This is a genomic window from Exiguobacterium sp. EA-TM-5 (assembly GCF_053878415.1).
On the sequence record NZ_CM132670.1, the window covers coordinates 1,908,576 to 1,929,918 of the forward strand.

Consider the following 21,343-nt stretch of genomic DNA (forward strand, 5'->3'; position numbering starts at 1 on the left):
AAATGAAGCGAGTCAATGTGTTCTTAGACATCATTTTAATTGGAGTAGGTCTGTACTTAACAATGACAGATCCGGCGGCTAAAACTCTCGGGATCATCCTCGTTTTAGCTGGCGTCACGTCACGTATCTCAGGAACGGTATTCTCACCGAACGAACCGTATGATGAGCGCCAAGGAGCGGTTAAAATCCGTAGTGGACATATGGCTTATCTCGTAAGTATCGGATATCTTTTTTTAATCTTGATTCTCGTCAATCTGTCGATCATTCAAGACATTCAATTTGCTCTGTTGCTAGCATTAGGAGGGCAAATCCTGTTATTTCCAATCGTATTAATATTTGTCAATCGACGGATTTGATGAATACAAAAAAGGAATGTGTCTGACACATCCCTTTACTCCATACGTCATCATGAATTCTGACGAATGGTTTCATTCAATTTATGACGGTACGATGTTTGCCAAGACTGCTCGTCCTTCACTAACTCATCACAAAACGCAGCAACATCCTCTCCAGTGAAATCTGTCACTGGTTTTTGCTCGAAGGCGGCTTGTTCCATCAACTCGAGGACGACGGTCAGTACACGATGACTACTTTGCCAACTCGTTAGTCCACCCGTGACATTTAAATAGCGTTGAATCGCTTGATAAGCCTCATAGTAGCGAGGAGGAAGAGATTTAGCCCGCTTCTCCATCGACCGCCATTCTCGTTTAGCTTCCATACTACCGGTGATCCGCTCGAATATTCTCATCATCTCGTACTCCCTTCTTGTTTTAACTGCTGCAGTTCTTGCATTTTGTCAGATACGAACGCCCATTTTTCCCAAAAGATACGTAAACGATCGTGTCCTGCTTCGTTTAGCGTATAAAATTTTCGAGGAGGTCCCATTGTTGATGCTTTTTTTTCGATATGAACGAGCTGCTGCTTTTCTAAGCGCATCGTGATTGTATAGACTGTCCCTTCCACGACATCTGAGAATCCGAGTTGACGTAACTGTTGAGTGATTTCATAACCATAAGTTTCACCGCGGCTAATGATCTCAAGTACACATCCTTCAAGTATACCTTTGAGCAATTCTGTGATATTTTCCAAATTATTCACCTCGATACTTAATAAATCAGCTACTTAGTATTAATGATTACCGCTATATAGTAACACAAAATACTGGTTTGGACAATATAAAAACCGCCTTATTATGGGCGGTTGAATCGAAATTAAGAGATCGCAAACGTATCCCGTAACTCGATGATTGTTCCTTCGGGTGCTTTTAATTTGCTGAGGTGACCATCAACGACGAAGTAGATGTTTCCGCCGTGTTTCGGTAGGAAAGGCATCCCGAGTCGTTCCAAGCGTGCTACTTCTTCTTGCAAGTCGTCAACGTAAAGTGCGAAATGGACGGGACCCGCTGCTTGTTTCGTATAATCGGTGAATGGCTGACCCGATTTGGGTGTTTGCAATTCGATATAGAAATCACCGAGTCGTAACCAGCTGTTAAAGGCGCGGTCGTGAAAACCAGGTGACTCTTGAACGAGAGAGAACCCAAGCTGTTCATAAAATTGTTTAGACGCAGCGTAGTCCGTCGTCTGAATACAGATGTGATGAATTTGTTTCATGCTAAAACCTTCCTTCGTGTTCAATGAAATCATGCAAAACTAGTGTAGCATTTCACGGTTCGGTTGGAACGAATGAAATGGAGAATATGATGCAACAAACGATGAATTTGATTTGTGAACGTTTTTTATTAGGGCAAATGATTAGCGAACCTGTACGATTGACAGGGGGACTCCTGCATGAGACATGGCGACTACAGACGACGACTGGATCTTACGTTTTAAAACGATTGAATCCCGACATCATGCGACGCCCTGAAGCACGAAATAATTTTAAGATGTCTGAAGAGGTCGCCATGCAAGCGTCATTTCACTTAGCAGCATTACCAGCACGTCGCGTCAACAATCAAGCAGTGCAGACGATTGACGGCTCGGATTACCTTTTGTTTGATTGGATTGATGGCAAGACGTTATCAGCCGATCAGCTTCGATCGGCACATGCACGACAAATTGGAGTTCAATTAGGACGGTTGCATGGACTTACGGTAGCGACAACTGGGTTTTTAAAGCCGGATACCTCGAGTACTTCAATCGATTGGGACGGTCATTTAAAAGAAGGAAAACGGCAGCAAGCAAAGTGGTTGCATCTATTCATGGAAGAGCAGGAACATCTGCAACGAATAGAAAGACTAGCACAGGAAGCACAGAGACAACTGCCAGTAGACTGGATTGTCAGTCATCGTGATCTCGATCCAAAGAACGTCCTCTGGACACTCAAGGGTCCAGTCCTGATTGACTGGGAGTCTGCGGGTCTGATTCATCGAGCTGTTGACGTGTTCGAGACAGCCTGTTATTGGTCAAAGAAAGAAGACAATACGTTCGATCGTAATCGATTTAACGTATTTCTTGATGGTTACGCGACAAACCAACGTTTGCCTGGTGTCGACTGGACGCACGTCATTGATAGCAGTGTCCAAGGAAAGCTCGACTGGCTGAAATTTAATCTCGATCGCTCGCTTGGGAAAAGTGGTATCTCTGAAGCGGAACGAGTACTTGGAACGGAACAAGTCGTTCTAACAATAAAAGAATTACGAGCGCATGACCGGAATCTCTGGATGAAGTGGATGTCGGTAAGATAAGCATAAAAAGAGGCACCGAATCACTCGATTCGATGCCTCTCTTGTTATTAAAACGATTTCACCAACTGTTCAACCGTTGATTCAGGAGTACGAATCGGAATATAACCGAGTTGCTTGATCCGGTCATTCGCAAATGTCGCGTGTTCCGCTGCACGGTCTGGCACTTTGAACGCCGTGCCACTTGCTGTGATCAACTTCATCCGGAAATCCGTCTCAGGTAGATTCGCATCGATCGCATTGAAGATGTCCCCATTATGCGCATTTGTTGCGGCAAGGACAATCATCTCGACTAGATTATCCGTATGGACCCACGGGACGACATCGTCCGGGTGCACCCAAGTAATCATATCCGCTTCTTTCATCCGCTCGACTTGTCGATCTCCCCAGTAGGATTGTTCTTCCGCACAAATTGATCCTGGGCGTAAGATGATTAAATCGGAATCGGGTGTGTTTTCCTGTAACAGGCGTTCGGATGCCTGCTTTGTATGGATGTAGACGTGCTCTGACGATAGGAGTGGTGACGTTTCCGTAAAATGTCCACTCACTACTTCTCCGTACACGGAAGTCGTCGAGATGTGAATGATGCGCTTGACACGAGCTGTTGTCGCAGCATCTGCGAGATGTTGTACACCTGTGACATTTGCTTCCTGAGCTAAGTCAGCATCGTCCCCGAGATAGGCAGCACAGTGAATCAACAGATCAACGCCTTGGAGTGCTGCAAGAAGCGAAGCTGGATGACCAAGCTCACCGATGACTGCGTGGACACCATTGAAAGCGTATTGGTCCGCTTGTTCCTTGGAGCGATACAAACCGCGCACTTCGCGCGCTTCTTTTAGGACGCGACGCGCGACACGTGAGCCAAGCGTCCCGGTCATCCCTGTAATCAAAATCGTACTCTCGTTTAAGTTCATGGGTGCTTACTCCTTTGACTCCGTTTTTTCAGCGAAACATTTCTCACAAATGAAACGACCTTCGCTTTTTAAGTAAGCTTTTACTTCCGTCATCCCACGATGTTTTGGATAACGCATCTGAATGTAAACCTTTTCGTTTCCTTCGATCGTTTTGCCACAATGAATGCATGTCGGTTCTTTACCAAACATCCTAACGCCTCCTTGATATTTTTATCTTCTACCTCATCGTAAAGGATAATCAAGAGTGTTGGAAGAATAAAGTAAAAAAGGAATCTAAAGGAGGGTGTCTATGATTTTCATTGCTATTTTTCTTGCCGTCGGTGGAGTCGTCTGGTTCATTTCAGCGCGCAGTCAGTCGAAACATCGTTCGCTCGACGATCAGGAGTATACGCTGAACCAGCACGACGTCCATCAGCAACAAAATCATCGTGATTTTTGAAGGAATGTCAAGGAGCATCCGGTCAATCGACCGGATGCTCCTTTTTAGCGGTTACGTACATAAAGGAAATATTTCGCGTTGCTCCAAATCAAGGCGATAATCAATAAACTGATTGCGAAGATCTGAGACTGTCCGGTTTCATACGAATAAATGACCAATACGACGATGACACCCATCAATAGGAGTTGCAACGAAGATTGTGAACGAATGAGACCTTCTAACATGACGTGTCGTTCTCCGTCATCTGAGGCGGCAAATAGCTTTTTGACATAGTTTGTTTCCGAGTACTTTGGGAAATCTCTGTTTGGGTAGATATGACGCATAAGATTAAGATAATAATAGGATGCAAAACTACTGATAACAAAAAAGAAACTGCTCAGTATCAAATGAAGTCCGAAATGATTTTCGATGATGCTAAAAGATGCGAGACCGATGCTGAGAAGAGTAGAGATTTGAACTATCATCATGCCATCCGCATAGTATCGATTCACTTGACCGTCAATCGCATCCTCGTCGTCTGAAGAAACAGGGCGTCGAGTCAATTGACGAATTTGCAAATAGCGCACGATATAACTGAGGGTAAGAACCGTCAAGATAACGAAAAGACCAGTGAATATGTAATTAAGATAGAGTGATAGTTCAAACTGTGACAAACTAGTATGTTTGAAGACAGACATAACGATATAGCTACTAATGAAACCGAGCAATGCTGCGATGATGACTTTGATCGCTTCTTTTTTCATAGTAATTCCTCCTCATCGAAATAAAAAATTTCTTCTAACGGTGTGTCAAACACACGAGAAATTTTGACAGCAATCAGTAGCGAAGGCATGAATTCTTCACGCTCGATTAAGCTGATCGTCTGGCGCGAAATGTTTGCACGCCGCGCCAGTTCAGACTGATTCCACCCGTGACGAGCACGTAATTCTTTTAAACGGGATTTCATATAGGGATTCACCTCCTATATAATGTAACTTATCATAGTCTTTTTGACAACGATAATAGTCAAAAAGATAATATAATAGTCATCGATATAGAAATCAATCATACTGATGGGATAAATTGTATACTAGAATAAGTCGAAAGGAGATGTGAAACACGTCGATGAAATCTCAGTCATCTGTAAACGATGTTTTTTATCATGATGAGGATGTTACGTGCCAAATCGCATTGGTTCTACAAATCGAAGAGACACTGCTCAAACAAAAAATCACGTATCTCCAAGACGTGACAGACTCGGTCGCAACTAATACATACGAACAAGGACGTCAGCAGCTATCAGACAAACTCGATACGTTAAGACGTTCGGTAAAAATCGATCTTATCTCGCGCGACGACGTCAAGCTCCGAACGCGAGCACTCTGGAAACAGTCACTCAGAGCGACGCGTGTGACGGAAGAGGAAGCGCGTCTCATCCAAGAGTATCTTCGGATTGAGGCAACAATGCTGACACGAACGGGAGAAGCGGTTTCTGATCTCTATGCCGCATTATTTGATGCGGATGAGTCGACACGGAAACAAGCATTCTTATCGATTGAAGAAGGGTTCCAGACGAATGAATCTGTCATTCAACGATTATTTTCGCAACTCGTCGACTTGCGACAAGTGCGTGCTTCTGCAAGCCATCAGGCGGGATACGAAGAATTGGCTTTTGCGGAGCTCGGACGTATCGATTATACAAGCAAGGATGTCGATCATTACGCCAGCATCATTCAAACTTATTTTCTGCCGGTTAAACAGCTATTTCAGCTCGAGCAACAATCGTTTCTTGGCAAACAGACTCTCCATCCGTGGGACGTTCGGCAATCAGCCTATACGCAGATTGATCATCACGTAACCGGTTCTGACGCTTCATTCTTAGGCAAGGCACAAGCGATTCTTGAGAGCGTTCATCCGACTTTTGCTGACATCCTAAAAGAGATGCGCCAAGCGGAACATCTCGATATCGGGGCCAGGTCGAATAAAGCTGGTGGTGGATTCTGCGAGTATTTACCCGTCGAACGACAATCGTTCTTGTTCATGAATCGCATGCAGACATTCGATGATCTCGTCATTTTCATGCACGAGATGGGGCATGCCGTCCATCATGATGCGATGAAAGAGACGTATGATGGACTTCAACCGATTCCGCTCGAAGTCGGGGAATTCGCCGCCATGTCGCTTGAACTGTTGACGATGAACGAGTGGTACCAAGTGATTCCAGATAAAAGAGACGTTGCCCGAGCGAAACTCGAACAAATTCGTTCTATAGTGGAGTTCTTGCCGCAAACAATCATCGTTGATCGTTTCCAGTCATGGCTTTATGCTCACTCGGACCATCTGCCGGAAGAACGGCAAGCTTCTTTTGCACGTCTCCGGGATACGTATGATACGGACGTCCTCGATTGGTCGGAGACGCCTGATTGGAAAGGACTCGAATGGATGAGTGTCATTCATCTCTTTGAGACGCCGTTCTATTACATTGAATATGCGATCGCCCAAATTGCTGCTCTTAAGTTGTATCACCGTTTTACGAAAGATCCTGACCAAATGATGAAAGACTTTCTTGCAGCTTTAGCGCTTAGTCAAACCCATTCGGTTCAAGAAGTTTATGCGAGAGCGGGTGTGTCATTCTTACCAAGTGATGTGGAAATGAGAGAGTTGCTGACATTCCTAGAAGGTCAAATCGAAGCTTGGATAAATGAGTTGGATCAATCAGACGACGAAGATGTGAAGAAGAGAAAGTCTTAATCCGGAGCGACAGATGTACAAAACGATAGGAGGACGAACATGAATATACGTAAAAACATCGTCTATGCGACGTTATTCAATACGACAGGCAGTCAGCTATTGATGGTCGAGAACCGTGGCGAATACGGTGACTACTATACACTGCCCGGTGGAACCGTCGAATATGACGAAACGCTACATACTGCAATCACACGCGAAGTGTTGGAGGAGACGGGCTTCTCTATCATTTCAGGGGATATCGTTCATGTGGCGGAAGCATTCTTCCCGCAAGCGGAAGAACACTGTCTGTTTTTCTTCTTCGCGGGTGAGATTACGACAGGGCAGTTGAAAACGAATGTCCCTGAAGAAATTTCTGGACTTGTCTGGATGGACCGCGAGGAAGCGTTCAAACATCTCAATCTTCCAGAAACATCAAAAGAATCGCTTTTTGCTGGTCGAACGGTACCATATGATTTTGCCGGAGAAATCGTTCATACGTAAGGAAGTGTCCCCTGACGTACTAAAGCGACTCAATTTCGGGTACAACAATACAGGAGCATTACCCGAAATTCTTAGAAAGTCAGGTGAACGAGTAGTATGTCGATTCTTACGTTTCACGAAGTCAGTTATCAAAATATTTTACACGAACTAACTGGTGAGTTCCGGGAAGGTGTCATCACGACACTTGTCGGACCGAGTGGTGCCGGAAAATCCACGACATTGAAACACATCAATGGACTTATCTCACCGGATACCGGCGAAATTTGTTTTCGAGGCGAACCACTCGAGCAAATGAATCTGCTCGATGTCCGCAAACGAATTGGAATGGCGTTTCAAAGTGCGCCGATGATTCCCGGTACCGTCTATGACAATATTAATTTACCGAAATCAATCTTTGGAGAATCGTTACCTCGCGAAGAAGCGGAAAAGTTACTGCAACAAGTCGAACTATCTGTCGAACTCGATCGATCGGTCAAAGACTTATCGGGTGGTGAACGAAGTCGACTCGGGATTGCGCGGACACTCGTCAATCGACCGGACGTCCTGCTGCTCGACGAAATCACGGCAAGTCTCGATTACCGGATGGTCCAGGAGATTGAGAAATTAATCCTCGATCTACAGCAGGAGTTGCAGACGACGATCATTTGGATCACCCATGACTTGGAGCAAGCGAAGCGGGTCAGCGACGACGTCTGGTTTTTAAAGGACGGGCGATTGATTGAGTATGGTCCTTTTAAAGAGCTTGTTTCAAGTGGTCAAGCAGAGACACAAGCGTTCTTGAAGGGGGAATCAGTATGAGTTATCTTCAACTGGCGACATCGCTGATCTTTATTCTGATTCCTCTCGTTTTAGCGCGGACGTTACGGCTTGGTTTAGAGAAGGATATCATCATCGCAACCGTTCGATCGATCGTACAACTCTTGATCATCGGTTACATTTTGACGTTCGTCTTCGATAGTGGCAGTCCGATCTTCATGTTACTGATGATTCTGTTGATGATTGGTGCAGCGACACTGAACGTCATCCGTAAAGGTGACGGAATTCCCGGTATCCAGTGGATTATTCTACTGACGTTGATCGCGGTTGAAGCATTGACGATGGGCATTTTGCTCGGATTACAGATCATTCCGTTCGAAGCGCAGCAAGTCATTCCAATCAGTGGGATGGTCATCGGGAACTGTATGATTCTCTCCTTACTGTTTCTCAATAAGTTCAAGGACGAGGTCGAACGGAGCGACGAGGTCATCGAACTAATTCTCTCGCTTGGTGGGGATGCGAAGACCGCAATCGATACGAGCTTAAAAGGCGCGATCCGGACGAGTATGATTCCGACGATCGAAGCGCAAAAGACGATGGGACTCGTCCAACTACCCGGGATGATGAGCGGTTTGATTATCGGTGGCGCCGATCCGATGGAAGCAGTCCTCTACCAACTGTTGATTTTGTTCCTGATTTTGACGACAGCAGCGATGGCATCCGTCCTCGTCGGTTTTTTATCCTACCGCCGACTCTTCAATGAAAAAGCACAATTCATCGGTTTAACCTATAAGAAAAAAGACACATAAGGAGTATGACATGCAAACATATCCCATTACAGAAGCCGACCTGCAACTGGTCGAACTAGCAACCGAAACGATTCAAAGCCGCTATGCTGACGACAAACATCATGTCGCTGCCGCTTTACGGACAAAAGATGGCGCAACAAAAACCGGTGTTCATGTCGAAGCCTATATCGGACGTGTGACGGTCTGTGCGGAAGCCATCACGATCGGTTCCGCCATCACGGATGGATTAACGGATTTTGAGACGATTGTTGCCGTGCGACATCCCTATTCGGACGAGACAGACCGAACGATTCGTGTCGTCAGTCCATGCGGCATGTGTCGCGAACTGATTTCTGATTATGCACCAGATGCTTTCGTCCTCTTGAATCTGGACGAACAATTGACGAAAGTCCGGATTGCGGACTTGATTCCACTTAAATATGTTCGACAGTAAACAGGACCTCCTTATCACTTGGTAAGGAGGTCCTTTCGTATTTACGAGGTAAAGGTCGACCGGCTTAGATAGGGCCCGATTCGATTCCCAGTTGATCAAACTCCCAACTGCCTTGGACGATCAAGATATTGCGGTATTCGTTCTCCCTTATTTCGAGTAATCCCTGTTCTTCCGTAAAGAAAAACGGACCAAATAAGGGATGACAGGCATATTCTTGATCTTCATCTAGCAGGAAAAGTTGATTGTTGACGACTTTAAGTCCAAAGGAAATCGAACCATTGGAATAGGTTCCTGCGACCGCAGACCAATCGATTGTTGGTTGAGTAACCTGTTCCTGTTCAATCCGTTTGCAGGTTTGTCCATTTAGAACGATATAATGGAAGTCCTCGTTTTCATCCTCGACAAAACCGATTGTCACAATTGGATTTTCATCCGTATCCTGAACGAAGTAGAGATTGTCCTGATGCGCATGCAGCATCATCTCGGTTCCGTTCAGATGTATCTTGAGTTGTTGACCGTCGTTAATGATTTGTACCAGCCCACTTTGATTTCCTAGATAATAACCTGTATATCGCTCCCAATCAGCGGGCTTCGGTATCATTACTTCCGGTTCTGTGTGGTCGGGTGTGGTCTTTAGTAGCTGATCAAAAATCTCATAAGCGAGATCGATTCCATAATCTTGGCTTGCGAGCGTCACAATAGCGAGTTGTTGCTCTGGAGCAGCTAACATGAAACTCGTGTATGTTCCGATCGCTCCACCATGACGAATGGTCGGTGTTCCCTTGTAGTCTTCCGTAATGAACGATAATCCACATCCGAGTTGCTGCAGATTATATCGACTTACTTGTAGTGTCTGCATCTCGCGAATAGCCGTTGCTGACAGGAGCGTTGTAGCGTTCAGATGCATCAGGAGAAACTTGGCATAATCGGCTGCAGTCGACATCGCAAACCAGGATGGATAGTTCGCCGCATTTTCATAAAACGGTCTGACGACGGTGTGACCGGTCTCTGTTTTTTCATGACCTAACGCGAGTGGGAAGGTCATCGCCATGAGAGGATCGTATAGTGTACGTGACATCCCTAACGGCTTGAACAAAAAATCTTGCATGAGCACTGGAAAATAGGTTTGAGTCACGTATTCCGCAACGTACCCTGCGATATTAAATCCGTGATTACTGTACGAAAAGAGGAGTCCGGGTGGAGCGATCAATGATAACTCTGGTACGTCACGTCGAACGTATTGTTCGAGCGCGTCGACGTTACGACTTCCGACGATGTCCGTCCCGTCAGGAAGCCCGGACGTATGACTTAGTAGCATACGAAGAGTGATTTTACGCGCAGCATCGAAGTCCTTTAAAGTAAAGAACGGCACGTATTCGATAATAGGAACATCTAAATCTAACTTACCTTGATCGACAAGAATCATAATCGCAGTTGCGGTCAACGGCTTGCTTAATGAACCAATTCGAAAAAGTGTGTTCGCTGTGATAGGAACCCCGCCATCCTCGAGATGTGTTACCCCAAAGCCATTGCAGTAGACAACTTCTTGACCTTTGACGATCGCTAACGAAAATCCGGGGACCGCCTGAGAAACGACTTGTTCTTGAATGTAGTGTTCTAACGTAGAAAACATCTGTTTACTCGCTCTCTATTGTATTTGCTCTGCTTTTTCCATTTTAGGACTATTTCGATTCAAATAGTACAATTCCTTTTATTCCCTTAGAAACACCTTCGAATTAGCTATTTTTATATATTTACTTCTAAATAAACCTTATATTGGTTATTATAATGACATCATGTTGCAGGAGGGGTCTTGGTGGAAAGTTTATTAGAAGTCGAACGATTAACAAAAACTTATACACGGGGAACAGAGACGATTGAAGCGCTAAAACAAGTTTCTTTCACGTTAGAAGAAGGTGGCTTCATCGCCATCATGGGTACGAGTGGCTCTGGAAAAAGTACCTTATTGAATATTTTAGGGGCGCTTGACGCACCAACCGGTGGAACGTTGACGCTAAAGGGAAAACGACAACGGGACATTTTCACTGAACCCGCAGCCACGCTATACCGACAACAGCATATCGGTTTCATCTTTCAGTCGTTTCATTTACTCGATGACTTGACGGTCCATGAAAATATCGCTTTACCGTTGATGCTGAAAGGAATGGATGATCAAACGATCAATCAAGAGGTCGAAACTTGGCTCAATCGTGTCGGACTGACCAAGTGGAAAGGTCATCGACCGCAAGAGTTATCGGGTGGACAACAACAGCGGGTAGCGATCGCCCGTGCCTTGATCAGTCGACCGCCGATCATCTTAGCTGATGAACCGACGGGAAACCTCGATTTTAAGACATCCGCTGAAATCATGCAGTTGTTGCAAGAACTCAATCGGGAACAACAGACGAGTATCCTGCTCGTGACGCATGATGCGACTGTAGCCGCTCATGCGAAGCGGGTACTTTACTTCCATGACGGTCAAATCGTCGCCGATCAGCTGTCGACAGGAGACGTGGCACCGATTTTAGCAACGTATGAGCAGTTCGTGGGGGTCATATGAAGCGACAACATCTCTTTCGACTCGCGCATCGACTGTATCGTAAAAGTCCGATGATTTTATTGACGTCAATCGGAAGTGTCATGATTTCAATCGGTCTTGTCTTAACGATGGTGATCTTTTTGTTACATAATCAAGCAACAATCGAAACGGATCGACAGCTAACATACGGTCAAGTCGATCTGACAATCAAATATTCACCTGAAGACGAGCGGACGGAACAGACCTTGCTTGAGCAACTCAAGAAGGATAAAGGTATCTTACGCACAGAGCCAATCTTACAGTCAACAGCACGAATTTCTGGTCAAACGATGGCCGACGTCGAAACGATTGGTGTTCAATCGGATGCGTTAACGAAAAGTCGGTACCACTTCACGACCGATTTGCAACGAGGAGAAGCGATCCTGTCAGCTAAACTTGCGACGTCGCTTGACCGTACTGTCGGGCAAGCGCTACGTGTCGGGGAAGAAACGTATCAGATTCGCGAGATTCTACCGGACACCAAAACATCAAAGAACGCGCAAGATCAAGTCCTGCTTTCATATGCTGATCTGCAGAAGCATCACACAAGCGAAACTAAAGCGATTTTGCTCGATATGAAAGAAGGGACGGATGTCGTACGCTATGCCGATACGCTCGTCCAATCGAATCCGAAGCTCCGTGTTGAGCTTTCGGAAGGACAAGCACTCTCACCGGCACTGAACGGTTACATCGGGATCTTGTCATTGCTGATTCTGGTCGTCTCTGGCTTGATCTTAATCGCAAACTTCGATTTATACTTGCGCAAACATACTGTCCAATTTGCGATCATGCGGACGCTTGGGGCGACGACCCGACAGCTGTTTCAGTTGTTCCTCGTTCAATCCGGCTTGATCGTCTTAGCAGGAACGGTGCTCGCGATTCTAGGTGGGATTTGCTTACCGTTACTCGGTCAATTTGTATGGCCTGCTGAAGGTAAGATGATCGTCTCACTCTTACTCGAACATCGTGCTTTCTTAGGACTCATCACGTTCGGCAGTTCCTTGTTGATTCTGATGTTGCTCGCGAGTACAGCGTACCGAAAACGGGATGTGTTGCCGCTTCACGTCCTACGAGACAATCTGAAAACGGCGTCACGATCGACGCGACGAAAACGCCTTGTTCTCGCTAGTAGTGGGTTGACTGCCAGCTTGATCTTATTTGCTGAAGTGATTGCGAGCACGGAGGGAGCACGAGCGATTGCTTGGCTCGGTGCGACCGTTGCTTTTTTACTGTCGATGTATCTTGCAACACCCCTTCTCTTGAAGGAGATTCTTCATCGAACGGAACCAATCGTTCGACGGTTAGCGGGACCGACGAGTTTCGTCGCATTCCGGGGTGTGTTGCCACAACTACGAAAAAATGCCTGGTTGATGATGATCGTTCAAGTATTGATCATCATCGTCGTCATCGGATCGACGTTCCTTGAGACAGTACAACAAAACGAACGGAAGTACATCATCAGCCAATACCCGACAGAAGTCGTCTTAAAGAGTCGCTTGGATGAGGGAACACAAGGGAACCCGCTACAATTGATTCGACACATTGAAACTGACCTACCTGGCGCAAAAGCGACTTTCCTGTCGTCTCGAAATTCCTTCGAATACCAATCACCGCAAAAAGATGTCTCGATCGAATACGAAGTGACGGACTATCGTCGCCTCGACGTCTTAGAGGGAGAACAGACGAGTGACACAGAAGGGATCATCGTCTCACATGCCTTCGCTAAAAAATATAGTCTCCAAATAGGCGATACGTTGCCGCTCGGGCGATGGGACGGGGAGCAAGAAAAAAGCGTTTCGGTCGGTCAATTCCGAATCGTTGGAATCGAAAAGAAGATAGCACCAGACGTCTTCGTCGATTGGCGGAACGAGCAGCTGCGACAACCGAACGATCAAATCTTGAATGTCTACATCGACGTTCCGTCCGAGTTAAAGAAGGCGCAAGTGACCAAAAAATTATCAGAGATCACGCAAAGTTATCCGACATTGCAAGTTAATCGACTATCTGACGCGCTTCGCGATGCGGAGCAACAAACGACGGAGCGCTGGTTCGTCTTCTTGATTGCGCTCGTCGTCATGAGTGGTTCCGTCTGGTTCGGACTTGCTAATGCCTTACTTAGTTTCGTAAGTGGGAAACGAGGCGAGTATGCCTTGTTACGAACGATTGCATTGAAACGAAACGAGCTCCGTCAGTTGACACTCGTTCAAATGCTTTTGTTCGTTGGGAGCGGCGTCATCTTCGGACTAATCAGTGGATTTGGCGCAACATTGTTCGTGACACGGATTGATGATACAGGATCATTCTATTTCAACGTACCGACGATTGCTGGAACCATTGCCGGTTTGGTAGTACTAGTCGTCGGCATCGCTTGGTTCGTCACCCGACGGAAGCAGGAAAACCTCGTTCACGAATTGAAACAGTAAGTAAGGGCAAGTGAACCGGGGGGATCGGGATGCGAAAAACGATGGGAGCGATTCTATTACTACTGTTGATCAGCGGTGTCGGGTGGTGGATGATCGCGGATGAACGGGATGCGACCTATGAGCAAATCGTTGAAGTGCAAGTCGTTCGACATGTAACGAAGCAGTTTGGACGTGATAACATCACGTCGGTCAAACCGTACTTCGTAGCGTCAGAATCGTCAAAATCACGGCGTCATCAAATTGCTGTTCAGCTGAAGTCCGCACCGACGGGGGAATACCGGATGTATCGTGTACTTCGGAATAAAGTCGAGTATATCGGACGATCACGGACCGTTCGACCGAATTGAAAGAAGAATTAAAGTCAGTTGGGGGAATATCGGTGAAAACGAAAGCAGAACGAATCTCTTATATCCAGGAAGAAAAACGTCAACTCGCAAAACCACGATTTTATAGTTCGTTGTTCTATGGCATCAGTATATTTTTAGTCGTCACGTTTCATGAAGCATATTGGCCGTTCGTGATGCTTATTGCAGCATTGATTTGGATTGCGCGGATTCACATGATAGAAGCGGAACGAGATATAGAATTGACGGAAAAACGACGAATGAAAAAGAATATTCAGTTACAGTACATGACGAATTTTGTGTTCATCATTTTGATCGGATTGTTCTATCCCGTACTATTTATGTTTGATTTACCACTTTTCCCGAATATTTTTGTCTATGCTTTATTTGTTGTCGTCTTTCTCACGTTGGATACTAGTTTTGAGAGAAACGGACGGCGTCTCGACGCTGAGCATCCAACGAAGAAAGAACTGCGTACGTATCCAAAGTCGTGGAAAAAGATTTGAATTGGAGAGCCGGTCATTGAACCGGCTCTTTTTGAGCATTCCTGTCGCTTCAGCACGAGAGGCTACCGTATGATGGAGAAGCACATGAAAAAGGAGGTCCTCGTATGCTTGCGATCATCATTGGATTCATCATCGGGTTACTCGTTCCGGTTCAAACGAGTGTCAATACACGACTGCGAGACGTCGTCGGTTCACCGTTCCTTGCTTCGCTGATTTCTTTTTCGATTGGCTCACTATTTTTACTACTTCTCGTGTTGCTTGTCGATGGTAATCTCACAGGTCTCACGGCTACTGCTGACGAACCGTTCTGGATTTGGGGTGGTGGACTGCTTGGCGTCATCTATTTGACTGGGAACATCTTGCTGTTTCCTCGTCTCGGAGGTGTTCAAACGGTCATCATGCCGATTTTCGGTCAAGTCGTCATGGGGCTGTTGATTGATCATTTCGGGTTATTTGAGGCGAACATTACAACACTCTCGCTAACACGAATCATCGGAGCAATTCTTGTTTTGCTCGGCGTCGTTGGGACGGTCGCGCTCGGTGACTATTTGGCACGGCGACAGAAGCAACATGTGGAGTCACGAGAGAACTCGTTACTCGTTTGGCGTATTCTCGGAGTTCTGACCGGAATGATGAGCGCAGCCCAAACAGCCATCAATGGCCATCTCGGAAGTGTTCTCGGGTCAGCTGTGAAAGGGGCATTAATCTCGTTCGTCATCGGAACGGTCACCTTACTGCTCTTGAATCTGATCCTACGAACGAAGTGGCAAATGGATCGTACGCAACCACTTCCCGCGTGGATTTGGATCGGGGGATTGATTGGTGCATTGTTCGTTGCCGGTAATGCGTTCATCGTTCCGCTCGTTGGTACGGGACTCGCTGTCGTCATCGTCACGATTGGCTTACTGACTGGAAGCTTATTAATTGACCGTTTCGGCTGGTTCGGTGCAAAAAAACAACCGGTCACGGGTGTACAGATTGTCAGTCTACTCGTCATGCTAGGTGGCATCATTCTAATTCGAATTTAAAAAGCAGCTCGTTCAAACGTATGATGGAATACGTTGAGAACGAGCTGTTTTCGGTCATTTCCTTAAATCAATCTTAATGGCAATCGTTTTTGCAAAGTTATCTCCGGAAACGAACATGACGAATTCTGTCTCATCCGCAGGTACTTGATAGACAAGATTCACATGTGATTTTCCCGGTGCTACATATTTTATTCCTTGTTTCCATGTCTTTTCGTTTTTATTTTCATAATCAATCGGTTCATAGACACCACTGACTCCTGTCATCTGGAAACGATTCGGGAAATAGTAACTCTCTTCACCAGCTTCTAGATAGTTGAGATCTTGATAAAAGGTCGGAACCGTAATATATCGATACCCGGCTTTTTCTTTCAATTTCAAGGAGCTAGGTGGTTGTTTCAATAACTTACCTACCCAGAAACTTGTGTCTTTAACGGCAGGGTCTCCGGGGAAAGTCTTAATCGTTCCTTTTGCCATCGTTTCTTCGATCACTCCGGAAGATTCTTTTGGTGTCGCATCGAGTTGTCGTTTTGCACCCGTCAAGCCATCGGAAATCTTACTGCCGGTCGTGATAACTTTTGGTGCTTTCGCAGTCGATGTTTGTTCGACTGGTCCTTCATTCGTGGCGAATAAGAAGAGCGATAGGACTCCGATGAATAACACAGCACCGATGGATGAAAGTGCTAGCTTGAAACGACGTTCTGTTTCTTTAGAATTGGCACTTATGTTACTGATCGCCGCGTTTGGAACGATACGGACAGCGCGCTGTGCTGGTAAAATCGCTCCGATGACACCTGTCAGGAGCGGAATTAGAATCGTTGCAGATAAGAAACCGAGTTCCGTTGTCGGGAATTGACGATACACTTGCCAAATCATCGCAAGAGCAAAGAGAAGACCGATGATCCCGGCTAGTAATCCTGTTAGTAAACCTTCAAGTAAGACGAGACGACGAATCAATCCGTCTTGCCAACCCGTCGCTTTTAAGACTGCGAGTTGACTCCGACGTTCATTGACGTTTTGCCAAAGAATCTCTGTCGTCGTCAAGATGGCAATCAATAAGGCAACTCCCATCGCAACATAATGCATCGTACCGACTTCTAAGGCGACATATTCACCTAGCCATGTCGCATAGAGAACGCCTTTTAAGCGGAATGTCACGAAGAGGAAGAAGATAAACAAACTTGTCGGTAAGGCAATTGCAATGATTGAAAGAATCGTACGTTGCCAGTATGTGACAAGTTGATTTATGCCCATTCCAAGAATCGATTGTGAGCGTACGAATCTGCGAGAGCGAGATACTTCACCAGAGCGAATACTTTCGTACGGTTTGATTCTACGAATTAATGCCATTGGTACGAGCGTACCACCCCAGTAAATGAGTAGGCCGGCAAGTCCAATTAAAAGAATTCGTCCTAGGGCGATTGGATGATCAGTCGTTAACCAAAACGTACCGAGGATTGACCAGGCAATTAACGCTACGAGAGACCCGAGTAAAGTCGCTTCAAGAAACAGTAACTTAGAGAGTTGACGCGGGCGCCAGCCGAGAGACAACAGAATTGCGAATTCTTTTTTTCGTGCATAGAGCAGAATGATATTCGAACTAAAGACATAGACGAGCGCAACCGCAATGACACTAGCGATGACACCAGACATGCCGACTTTCGCTTCTTGGAAAATCGTCATTGAAGAACCAAGCTTGATCCACGGTTGTTGGACCCATCCGAGGGCTGATTGTTTTTCAAGTCCAGGCAAGTACGTCAAAGCGAGCTGGGGAGAGGAACCAAGCGTGATATCCGTAATCAGACCGGTCTTTTCCTCAATTTCTTTCGCGACGTCTTGGAGTTTTTGCTCACTCGCTGCATTCATCTGATCGACGCCTTTTACATTGACGCGTATGACAGAGATCGCTTTTTCGCCGCGAATCTTGAAGGCGGCATCAAGCGTCGTCAACATCGAAGGGGGTTTCGTCAGGAAATCATATGAATCGTTTGTTGGTTTGACATCCTTGACGGGGTTAACCGGACGATCATTCTTATCCATGACCCATTGTGCCTTTGCAGGGAAATACGTCTCCATCGGTAGTTCCGTCAATGGATCCTTCGATAAATTCAGTTTCTTCGGATTGAAGACTCCGATGTAGTTTAAGCGAATCCGTGGCCAATCATCACTCGTCTTTCCGAACATTCGTGCTTCCCGGTACATCGTTCGTTTCGCAAGTAATGAATCCGGATCGACTTTCTTCGGTTCAACTTGATAACTGAACGGCCAGCGCGACTTAAAAGGGCTAGAAATCGAATGGTAACTAATCGGCGACGGCTTTAGGATCAGCCATTCGGAATTTCCTGACGGTAGCTCAGGAAACGAGGCCGTCATGATCTGTTTTAGCAATGTTTTTTGAACGTCCTGCGTTGTGACTGAATACGTCTTTGCAGGGTCGTCAGTCGTCTGTAGCGTATTTAGAAACTTTTCACCGCCACGCTTTGTGACATCTTGAATTGTCTCTTGAATCGAGTCATTAATAAGCGGGAGGTCTAATTTCTCATACGTATACGTCCGTGACGCATCGACATATTCCCGTTCGCTCATCAAAATGGGCATCTCAACCGTTCCGAGTTCAGGATCAACGACGTTTGCTGTGTCTTGTTTGTCAAAGTAACGACTATGTTTTCCGCTGATTGTCGCGCTATCTAGTCCGATTAAGCGGGCTTCTGCTTTGGGATCAATTCCGGCAATCATCGTATCGCTTCCGAATTCTAATAACGGATCTTCACCAAGAACAGCAGGTGCGACGCCGGAACGTGTTGCATTTTCATCCAGTGTCCATCCGGCAGCGAGATAACTAACGGAAGAGTACTTTTCGACATTCAAGCCGGTATTCTGTTTATCGGTGATCGTCAGCTTATAGACACCGTAATCGTCAAACCGGTGCGTACCAACAGGTGCTCCCGTAGAGTGGTTTCCGATCATCGCAATTGGAGCTGCGACTTCGACATCAGCAAGCGCTTGAATCGTTTTATATTGTTTCATCGTGATTCCACCATCAAGACTACTCATATAGTTCGGCTCAAGTAGTTTAAGGTCTTCCGTCACACTTCGGCTATTCGGTGGACGCACGACAATATCGTAGGAAGATTTCCAACGTTTTTGCAGTTCATCGACGACTGTACCGTTATTTGCTTGTGTCGTTCCAATTAAGTAACTCAGACCCGTACTGACAACAAGAACTCCGACGAGTAAGAGGATAAATCGCTCTTTATTGCGCCACCACGAATTCCAAATAAATCGCAACATATTTGCACATCCTTTCTATTTCAACTTCTTATGTAAAAAGCTTCAACTTCTTATGTAAAAAGCGCTTGCACATGATGCAAGCGCAATGGATCACAGTTCGATTTTAATCGTATGTGTTTTCGGAAACGCATCGGAAGCCGCAAACAAAACAAATGTCTTCGTTTCTTCAGGTACTTGATAGACCAAATCGATTTGAGCGCGATATGGAGAATAATATTGATGACTGTTCTTCCACGCCTTTGGATTATGATTGACGTAATCGACGACATCGTACTCGTGCCCTTTACCATCATTAAGAACAAACAAATTCGGTTTATAGACACTGTATGCACCAAAATTATCAGATGTGTCGTGCATAACGAGTGGGATGGTGACATAGCGATAACCTGTTTTGTCTTTCAGCTTCAACTCTTTTGGTGGAGAAGAAAGAAGAGCCTCGGCACGGAAGGTCTTCGCTTTTAATTTGGGATCACCGGGATAGGTCTTGACGAGTCCTTGTTTCATCAATTCGTCAATGTTTAAGATGCGATCCTCCTTCTTCTCGTTCACACCTGCCAGTTTCGTTTGGGAAGAGACGTTGACCGGTTTTTCCTGATGTGATGACCAGTACCAACCGCCGCCACCAATTAGAGCAAAAGAAGTAATCAATACGGGAATCGTTTTACGAGTATGTGACATAAAAACACTCCTTTTTTGATAGAATAGTCAGAATATTTATATAAAATATACTATTTACAAGGAATGGAAACAAGTCAATTGGTGAAAATAGTGTAAAAATAAGGAAACAATTACCCCGTTGATAAAATAAGGTAGAATTGAATAATAAGGAAACGGAAGGAATGAAATGATGAATCGCATTGAAATAGAATATCGTCTACAAAACGATTTAGAATTGCAACAATTACTGACTATCGTAGCACGACTTAATCTACCCGATTGGTGGATTTGTGCGGGTGTCTTACGCTCAAAAATTTGGAACGTTAAACGTCACGGTACATCGGATATTGATATCGTCTATTTTGATTCATTGGATATTTCAGAAGAAACGGAAAAGCAGTATGAACAATGCTTGAATACACAAATTGATTTACCATGGTCGGTTAAGAATCAGGCACGTATGCATACAGTCAATGATTTGCCACCGTATGCATCGGCGCAAGATGCAATCGCGCAGTTTCCGGAGACGGTCACGGCAATCGGTGTGACGAGACGACCAGATTTTGAACTGTATCTTCCTTACGGCGCAGATGACTTTACTGATCGGATCATTCGTCCAACCCCATCTTTTCAGGTTAGTGGGGATCGTCATTCGATCTTTCAGCGTCGTGTGAGTGAGAAAGGATGGAGAGACGATCCGAGTCTACATATACAGACATGAATAAGAAAGGAGCTTACGCCATGAAGCGAGTCAATTATAAAAAAACGATCCCTCTTTTAATGGTAGGACTCCTCTGTATCAGTGGATGTACGACTTGGTGACTTTAACCTACTGCTAGCAAGGGTGTTCAAAGGACGATACGATACGCTCATGATTTATGAAAAAAAGTCGAACTGGATGTTAAGCAGTTCAATGGATTTCATTCGGGATCAATCAACGAAAGGTGAGACGATCGAAGGAAGTCTAGCGTGGGAAGGAAACAAGAAACAAATGAAGACGACACTCGTAACGAATCGTCATTATACGATGATTGAGACACGGTTGAAAAATGAGGATGTTCCAGCACAATTCGGAAAACGGACGCGCACTATCAACGGGCTACAAGTCCATGTTCAAAAACAAGGGAAACAGCTGAGTCTTGCCTATCAAAAGGGAGCAGACGTGATGTGGATCGTCAATGATCGACCGGAAGAGACGATTATGCGATTGATTCAGCAATCACCGGATAGTCCGATTGAATCGCTTCTCACAGAGTAAACAGTTGAACTGAACAA

General features: G+C 45.5%; 25 protein-coding genes. 15 read left to right on the forward strand and 10 right to left on the reverse strand.

What is annotated here, in order from left to right:
* Positions 1–2 precede the first annotated feature (2 nt).
* The gene (locus ACV3PA_RS09800) at positions 3–356 is read left to right on the forward strand and encodes a DUF2178 domain-containing protein (protein WP_053453498.1); all 354 of its coding nucleotides are present in this window, start codon (positions 3–5) and stop codon (positions 354–356) included.
* Positions 357–406: 50 nt separating this feature from the next.
* Here ACV3PA_RS09800 and ACV3PA_RS09805 read toward each other — a convergent pair whose 3' ends face one another.
* From ACV3PA_RS09805 to ACV3PA_RS09815, 3 genes are all read right to left on the reverse strand, one after another.
* The gene (locus tag ACV3PA_RS09805; protein ID WP_326933877.1) at positions 407–751 is read right to left on the reverse strand and encodes a DUF1048 domain-containing protein; all 345 of its coding nucleotides are present in this window, start codon (positions 749–751) and stop codon (positions 407–409) included.
* On the reverse strand, positions 748–1,089 hold the full coding sequence (locus tag ACV3PA_RS09810) for a PadR family transcriptional regulator (protein WP_023468462.1): 342 nt from the start codon (positions 1,087–1,089) through the stop codon (positions 748–750). Before ACV3PA_RS09810 ends, ACV3PA_RS09805 begins: the two co-directional genes overlap by 4 nt.
* A 122-nt stretch (positions 1,090–1,211) precedes the next feature.
* Positions 1,212–1,610 carry a VOC family protein gene (locus ACV3PA_RS09815; RefSeq protein WP_075642435.1) on the reverse strand — a complete coding sequence of 133 codons (399 nt, stop codon included), beginning with the start codon at positions 1,608–1,610 and terminating at the stop codon, positions 1,212–1,214.
* Positions 1,611–1,687: 77 nt separating this feature from the next.
* Between ACV3PA_RS09815 and ACV3PA_RS09820 the strand changes: the two genes are divergently transcribed.
* On the forward strand, positions 1,688–2,686 hold the full coding sequence (locus tag ACV3PA_RS09820; protein WP_456124528.1) for a phosphotransferase: 999 nt from the start codon (positions 1,688–1,690) through the stop codon (positions 2,684–2,686).
* 47 nt (positions 2,687–2,733) lie between these two features.
* Here the strand turns inward: ACV3PA_RS09820 and ACV3PA_RS09825 are convergent, their stop codons facing one another.
* Positions 2,734–3,597: an NAD-dependent epimerase/dehydratase family protein gene (locus ACV3PA_RS09825; protein WP_053453495.1), complete on the reverse strand. Its 864-nt coding sequence runs from the start codon at positions 3,595–3,597 to the stop codon at positions 2,734–2,736.
* 6 nt (positions 3,598–3,603) lie between these two features.
* Complete coding sequence (locus ACV3PA_RS09830; RefSeq protein ID WP_035407678.1) at positions 3,604–3,786, reverse strand: hypothetical protein; 183 nt, start codon at positions 3,784–3,786, stop codon at positions 3,604–3,606.
* 100 nt (positions 3,787–3,886) lie between these two features.
* On the opposite strand from ACV3PA_RS09830, the gene ACV3PA_RS09835 reads away from it, so the two are divergent.
* A complete protein-coding gene (locus tag ACV3PA_RS09835) occupies positions 3,887–4,036 on the forward strand; it encodes a hypothetical protein (protein WP_023468457.1) in 150 nt (49 codons plus the stop codon).
* Between the two features lie 44 nt (positions 4,037–4,080).
* On the opposite strand, the gene ACV3PA_RS09840 is transcribed toward ACV3PA_RS09835, so the two are convergent.
* Together ACV3PA_RS09840 and ACV3PA_RS09845 are read right to left on the reverse strand one after the other, a co-directional pair.
* Positions 4,081–4,779, reverse strand: coding sequence for a DUF3169 family protein (locus ACV3PA_RS09840; RefSeq protein ID WP_456124529.1), 699 nt, complete (start codon positions 4,777–4,779; stop codon positions 4,081–4,083).
* Entirely contained in the window at positions 4,776–4,982 is a 207-nt protein-coding gene (locus ACV3PA_RS09845; RefSeq protein ID WP_456124530.1) for a helix-turn-helix transcriptional regulator, read from the reverse strand. Before ACV3PA_RS09845 ends, ACV3PA_RS09840 begins: the two co-directional genes overlap by 4 nt.
* A 158-nt stretch (positions 4,983–5,140) precedes the next feature.
* Between ACV3PA_RS09845 and ACV3PA_RS09850 the strand changes: the two genes are divergently transcribed.
* The 5 genes from ACV3PA_RS09850 to ACV3PA_RS09870 all read left to right on the forward strand — a co-directional run bounded on the left by ACV3PA_RS09850 (position 5,141) and on the right by ACV3PA_RS09870 (position 9,244).
* Entirely contained in the window at positions 5,141–6,766 is a 1,626-nt protein-coding gene (locus ACV3PA_RS09850) for a M3 family metallopeptidase (protein ID WP_456124531.1), read from the forward strand.
* 39 nt (positions 6,767–6,805) lie between these two features.
* Complete coding sequence (locus ACV3PA_RS09855) at positions 6,806–7,246, forward strand: NUDIX domain-containing protein (RefSeq protein WP_456124532.1); 441 nt, start codon at positions 6,806–6,808, stop codon at positions 7,244–7,246.
* Positions 7,247–7,342: 96 nt separating this feature from the next.
* Positions 7,343–8,044, forward strand: a complete 702-nt coding sequence (locus ACV3PA_RS09860; RefSeq protein ID WP_456124533.1) for an ABC transporter ATP-binding protein — start codon at positions 7,343–7,345, stop codon at positions 8,042–8,044.
* Positions 8,041–8,811 (forward strand): ABC transporter permease, encoded by a 771-nt coding sequence (locus ACV3PA_RS09865; protein WP_456124534.1) that lies wholly within the window; start codon positions 8,041–8,043, stop codon positions 8,809–8,811. Before ACV3PA_RS09860 ends, ACV3PA_RS09865 begins: the two co-directional genes overlap by 4 nt.
* A 10-nt stretch (positions 8,812–8,821) precedes the next feature.
* Complete coding sequence (locus ACV3PA_RS09870; RefSeq protein WP_456124535.1) at positions 8,822–9,244, forward strand: cytidine deaminase; 423 nt, start codon at positions 8,822–8,824, stop codon at positions 9,242–9,244.
* A 64-nt stretch (positions 9,245–9,308) separates the two neighbouring features.
* Here ACV3PA_RS09870 and ACV3PA_RS09875 read toward each other — a convergent pair whose 3' ends face one another.
* Positions 9,309–10,877 (reverse strand): serine hydrolase domain-containing protein, encoded by a 1,569-nt coding sequence (locus ACV3PA_RS09875; protein ID WP_456124536.1) that lies wholly within the window; start codon positions 10,875–10,877, stop codon positions 9,309–9,311.
* A 180-nt stretch (positions 10,878–11,057) separates the two neighbouring features.
* On the opposite strand from ACV3PA_RS09875, the gene ACV3PA_RS09880 reads away from it, so the two are divergent.
* From ACV3PA_RS09880 to ACV3PA_RS09900, 5 genes are all read left to right on the forward strand, one after another.
* Entirely contained in the window at positions 11,058–11,804 is a 747-nt protein-coding gene (locus ACV3PA_RS09880; protein ID WP_456124537.1) for an ABC transporter ATP-binding protein, read from the forward strand.
* Positions 11,801–14,245: an ABC transporter permease gene (locus tag ACV3PA_RS09885; RefSeq protein WP_456124538.1), complete on the forward strand. Its 2,445-nt coding sequence runs from the start codon at positions 11,801–11,803 to the stop codon at positions 14,243–14,245. The genes ACV3PA_RS09880 and ACV3PA_RS09885 overlap by 4 nt, the downstream gene beginning before the upstream one ends.
* 29 nt (positions 14,246–14,274) lie before the next feature.
* Positions 14,275–14,592 carry a hypothetical protein gene (locus tag ACV3PA_RS09890; protein WP_053453486.1) on the forward strand — a complete coding sequence of 106 codons (318 nt, stop codon included), beginning with the start codon at positions 14,275–14,277 and terminating at the stop codon, positions 14,590–14,592.
* 32 nt (positions 14,593–14,624) lie between these two features.
* On the forward strand, positions 14,625–15,095 hold the full coding sequence (locus ACV3PA_RS09895; RefSeq protein ID WP_053453485.1) for a hypothetical protein: 471 nt from the start codon (positions 14,625–14,627) through the stop codon (positions 15,093–15,095).
* A gap of 104 nt (positions 15,096–15,199) precedes the next feature.
* Complete coding sequence (locus ACV3PA_RS09900) at positions 15,200–16,123, forward strand: DMT family transporter (protein ID WP_053453484.1); 924 nt, start codon at positions 15,200–15,202, stop codon at positions 16,121–16,123.
* Positions 16,124–16,177: 54 nt separating this feature from the next.
* Here the strand turns inward: ACV3PA_RS09900 and ACV3PA_RS09905 are convergent, their stop codons facing one another.
* Together ACV3PA_RS09905 and ACV3PA_RS09910 are read right to left on the reverse strand one after the other, a co-directional pair.
* The gene (locus tag ACV3PA_RS09905) at positions 16,178–19,411 is read right to left on the reverse strand and encodes an FtsX-like permease family protein (protein WP_456124539.1); all 3,234 of its coding nucleotides are present in this window, start codon (positions 19,409–19,411) and stop codon (positions 16,178–16,180) included.
* Between the two features lie 90 nt (positions 19,412–19,501).
* Positions 19,502–20,089, reverse strand: a complete 588-nt coding sequence (locus tag ACV3PA_RS09910) for a hypothetical protein (RefSeq protein WP_456124540.1) — start codon at positions 20,087–20,089, stop codon at positions 19,502–19,504.
* A 166-nt stretch (positions 20,090–20,255) separates the two neighbouring features.
* Between ACV3PA_RS09910 and ACV3PA_RS09915 the strand changes: the two genes are divergently transcribed.
* Both ACV3PA_RS09915 and ACV3PA_RS09920 read left to right on the forward strand, forming a co-directional pair.
* Positions 20,256–20,789, forward strand: a complete 534-nt coding sequence (locus tag ACV3PA_RS09915; RefSeq protein WP_053453481.1) for a nucleotidyltransferase family protein — start codon at positions 20,256–20,258, stop codon at positions 20,787–20,789.
* Positions 20,790–20,939: 150 nt separating this feature from the next.
* Entirely contained in the window at positions 20,940–21,326 is a 387-nt protein-coding gene (locus ACV3PA_RS09920) for a hypothetical protein (protein WP_456124541.1), read from the forward strand.
* The last annotated feature ends 17 nt before the right edge of the window (positions 21,327–21,343 follow it).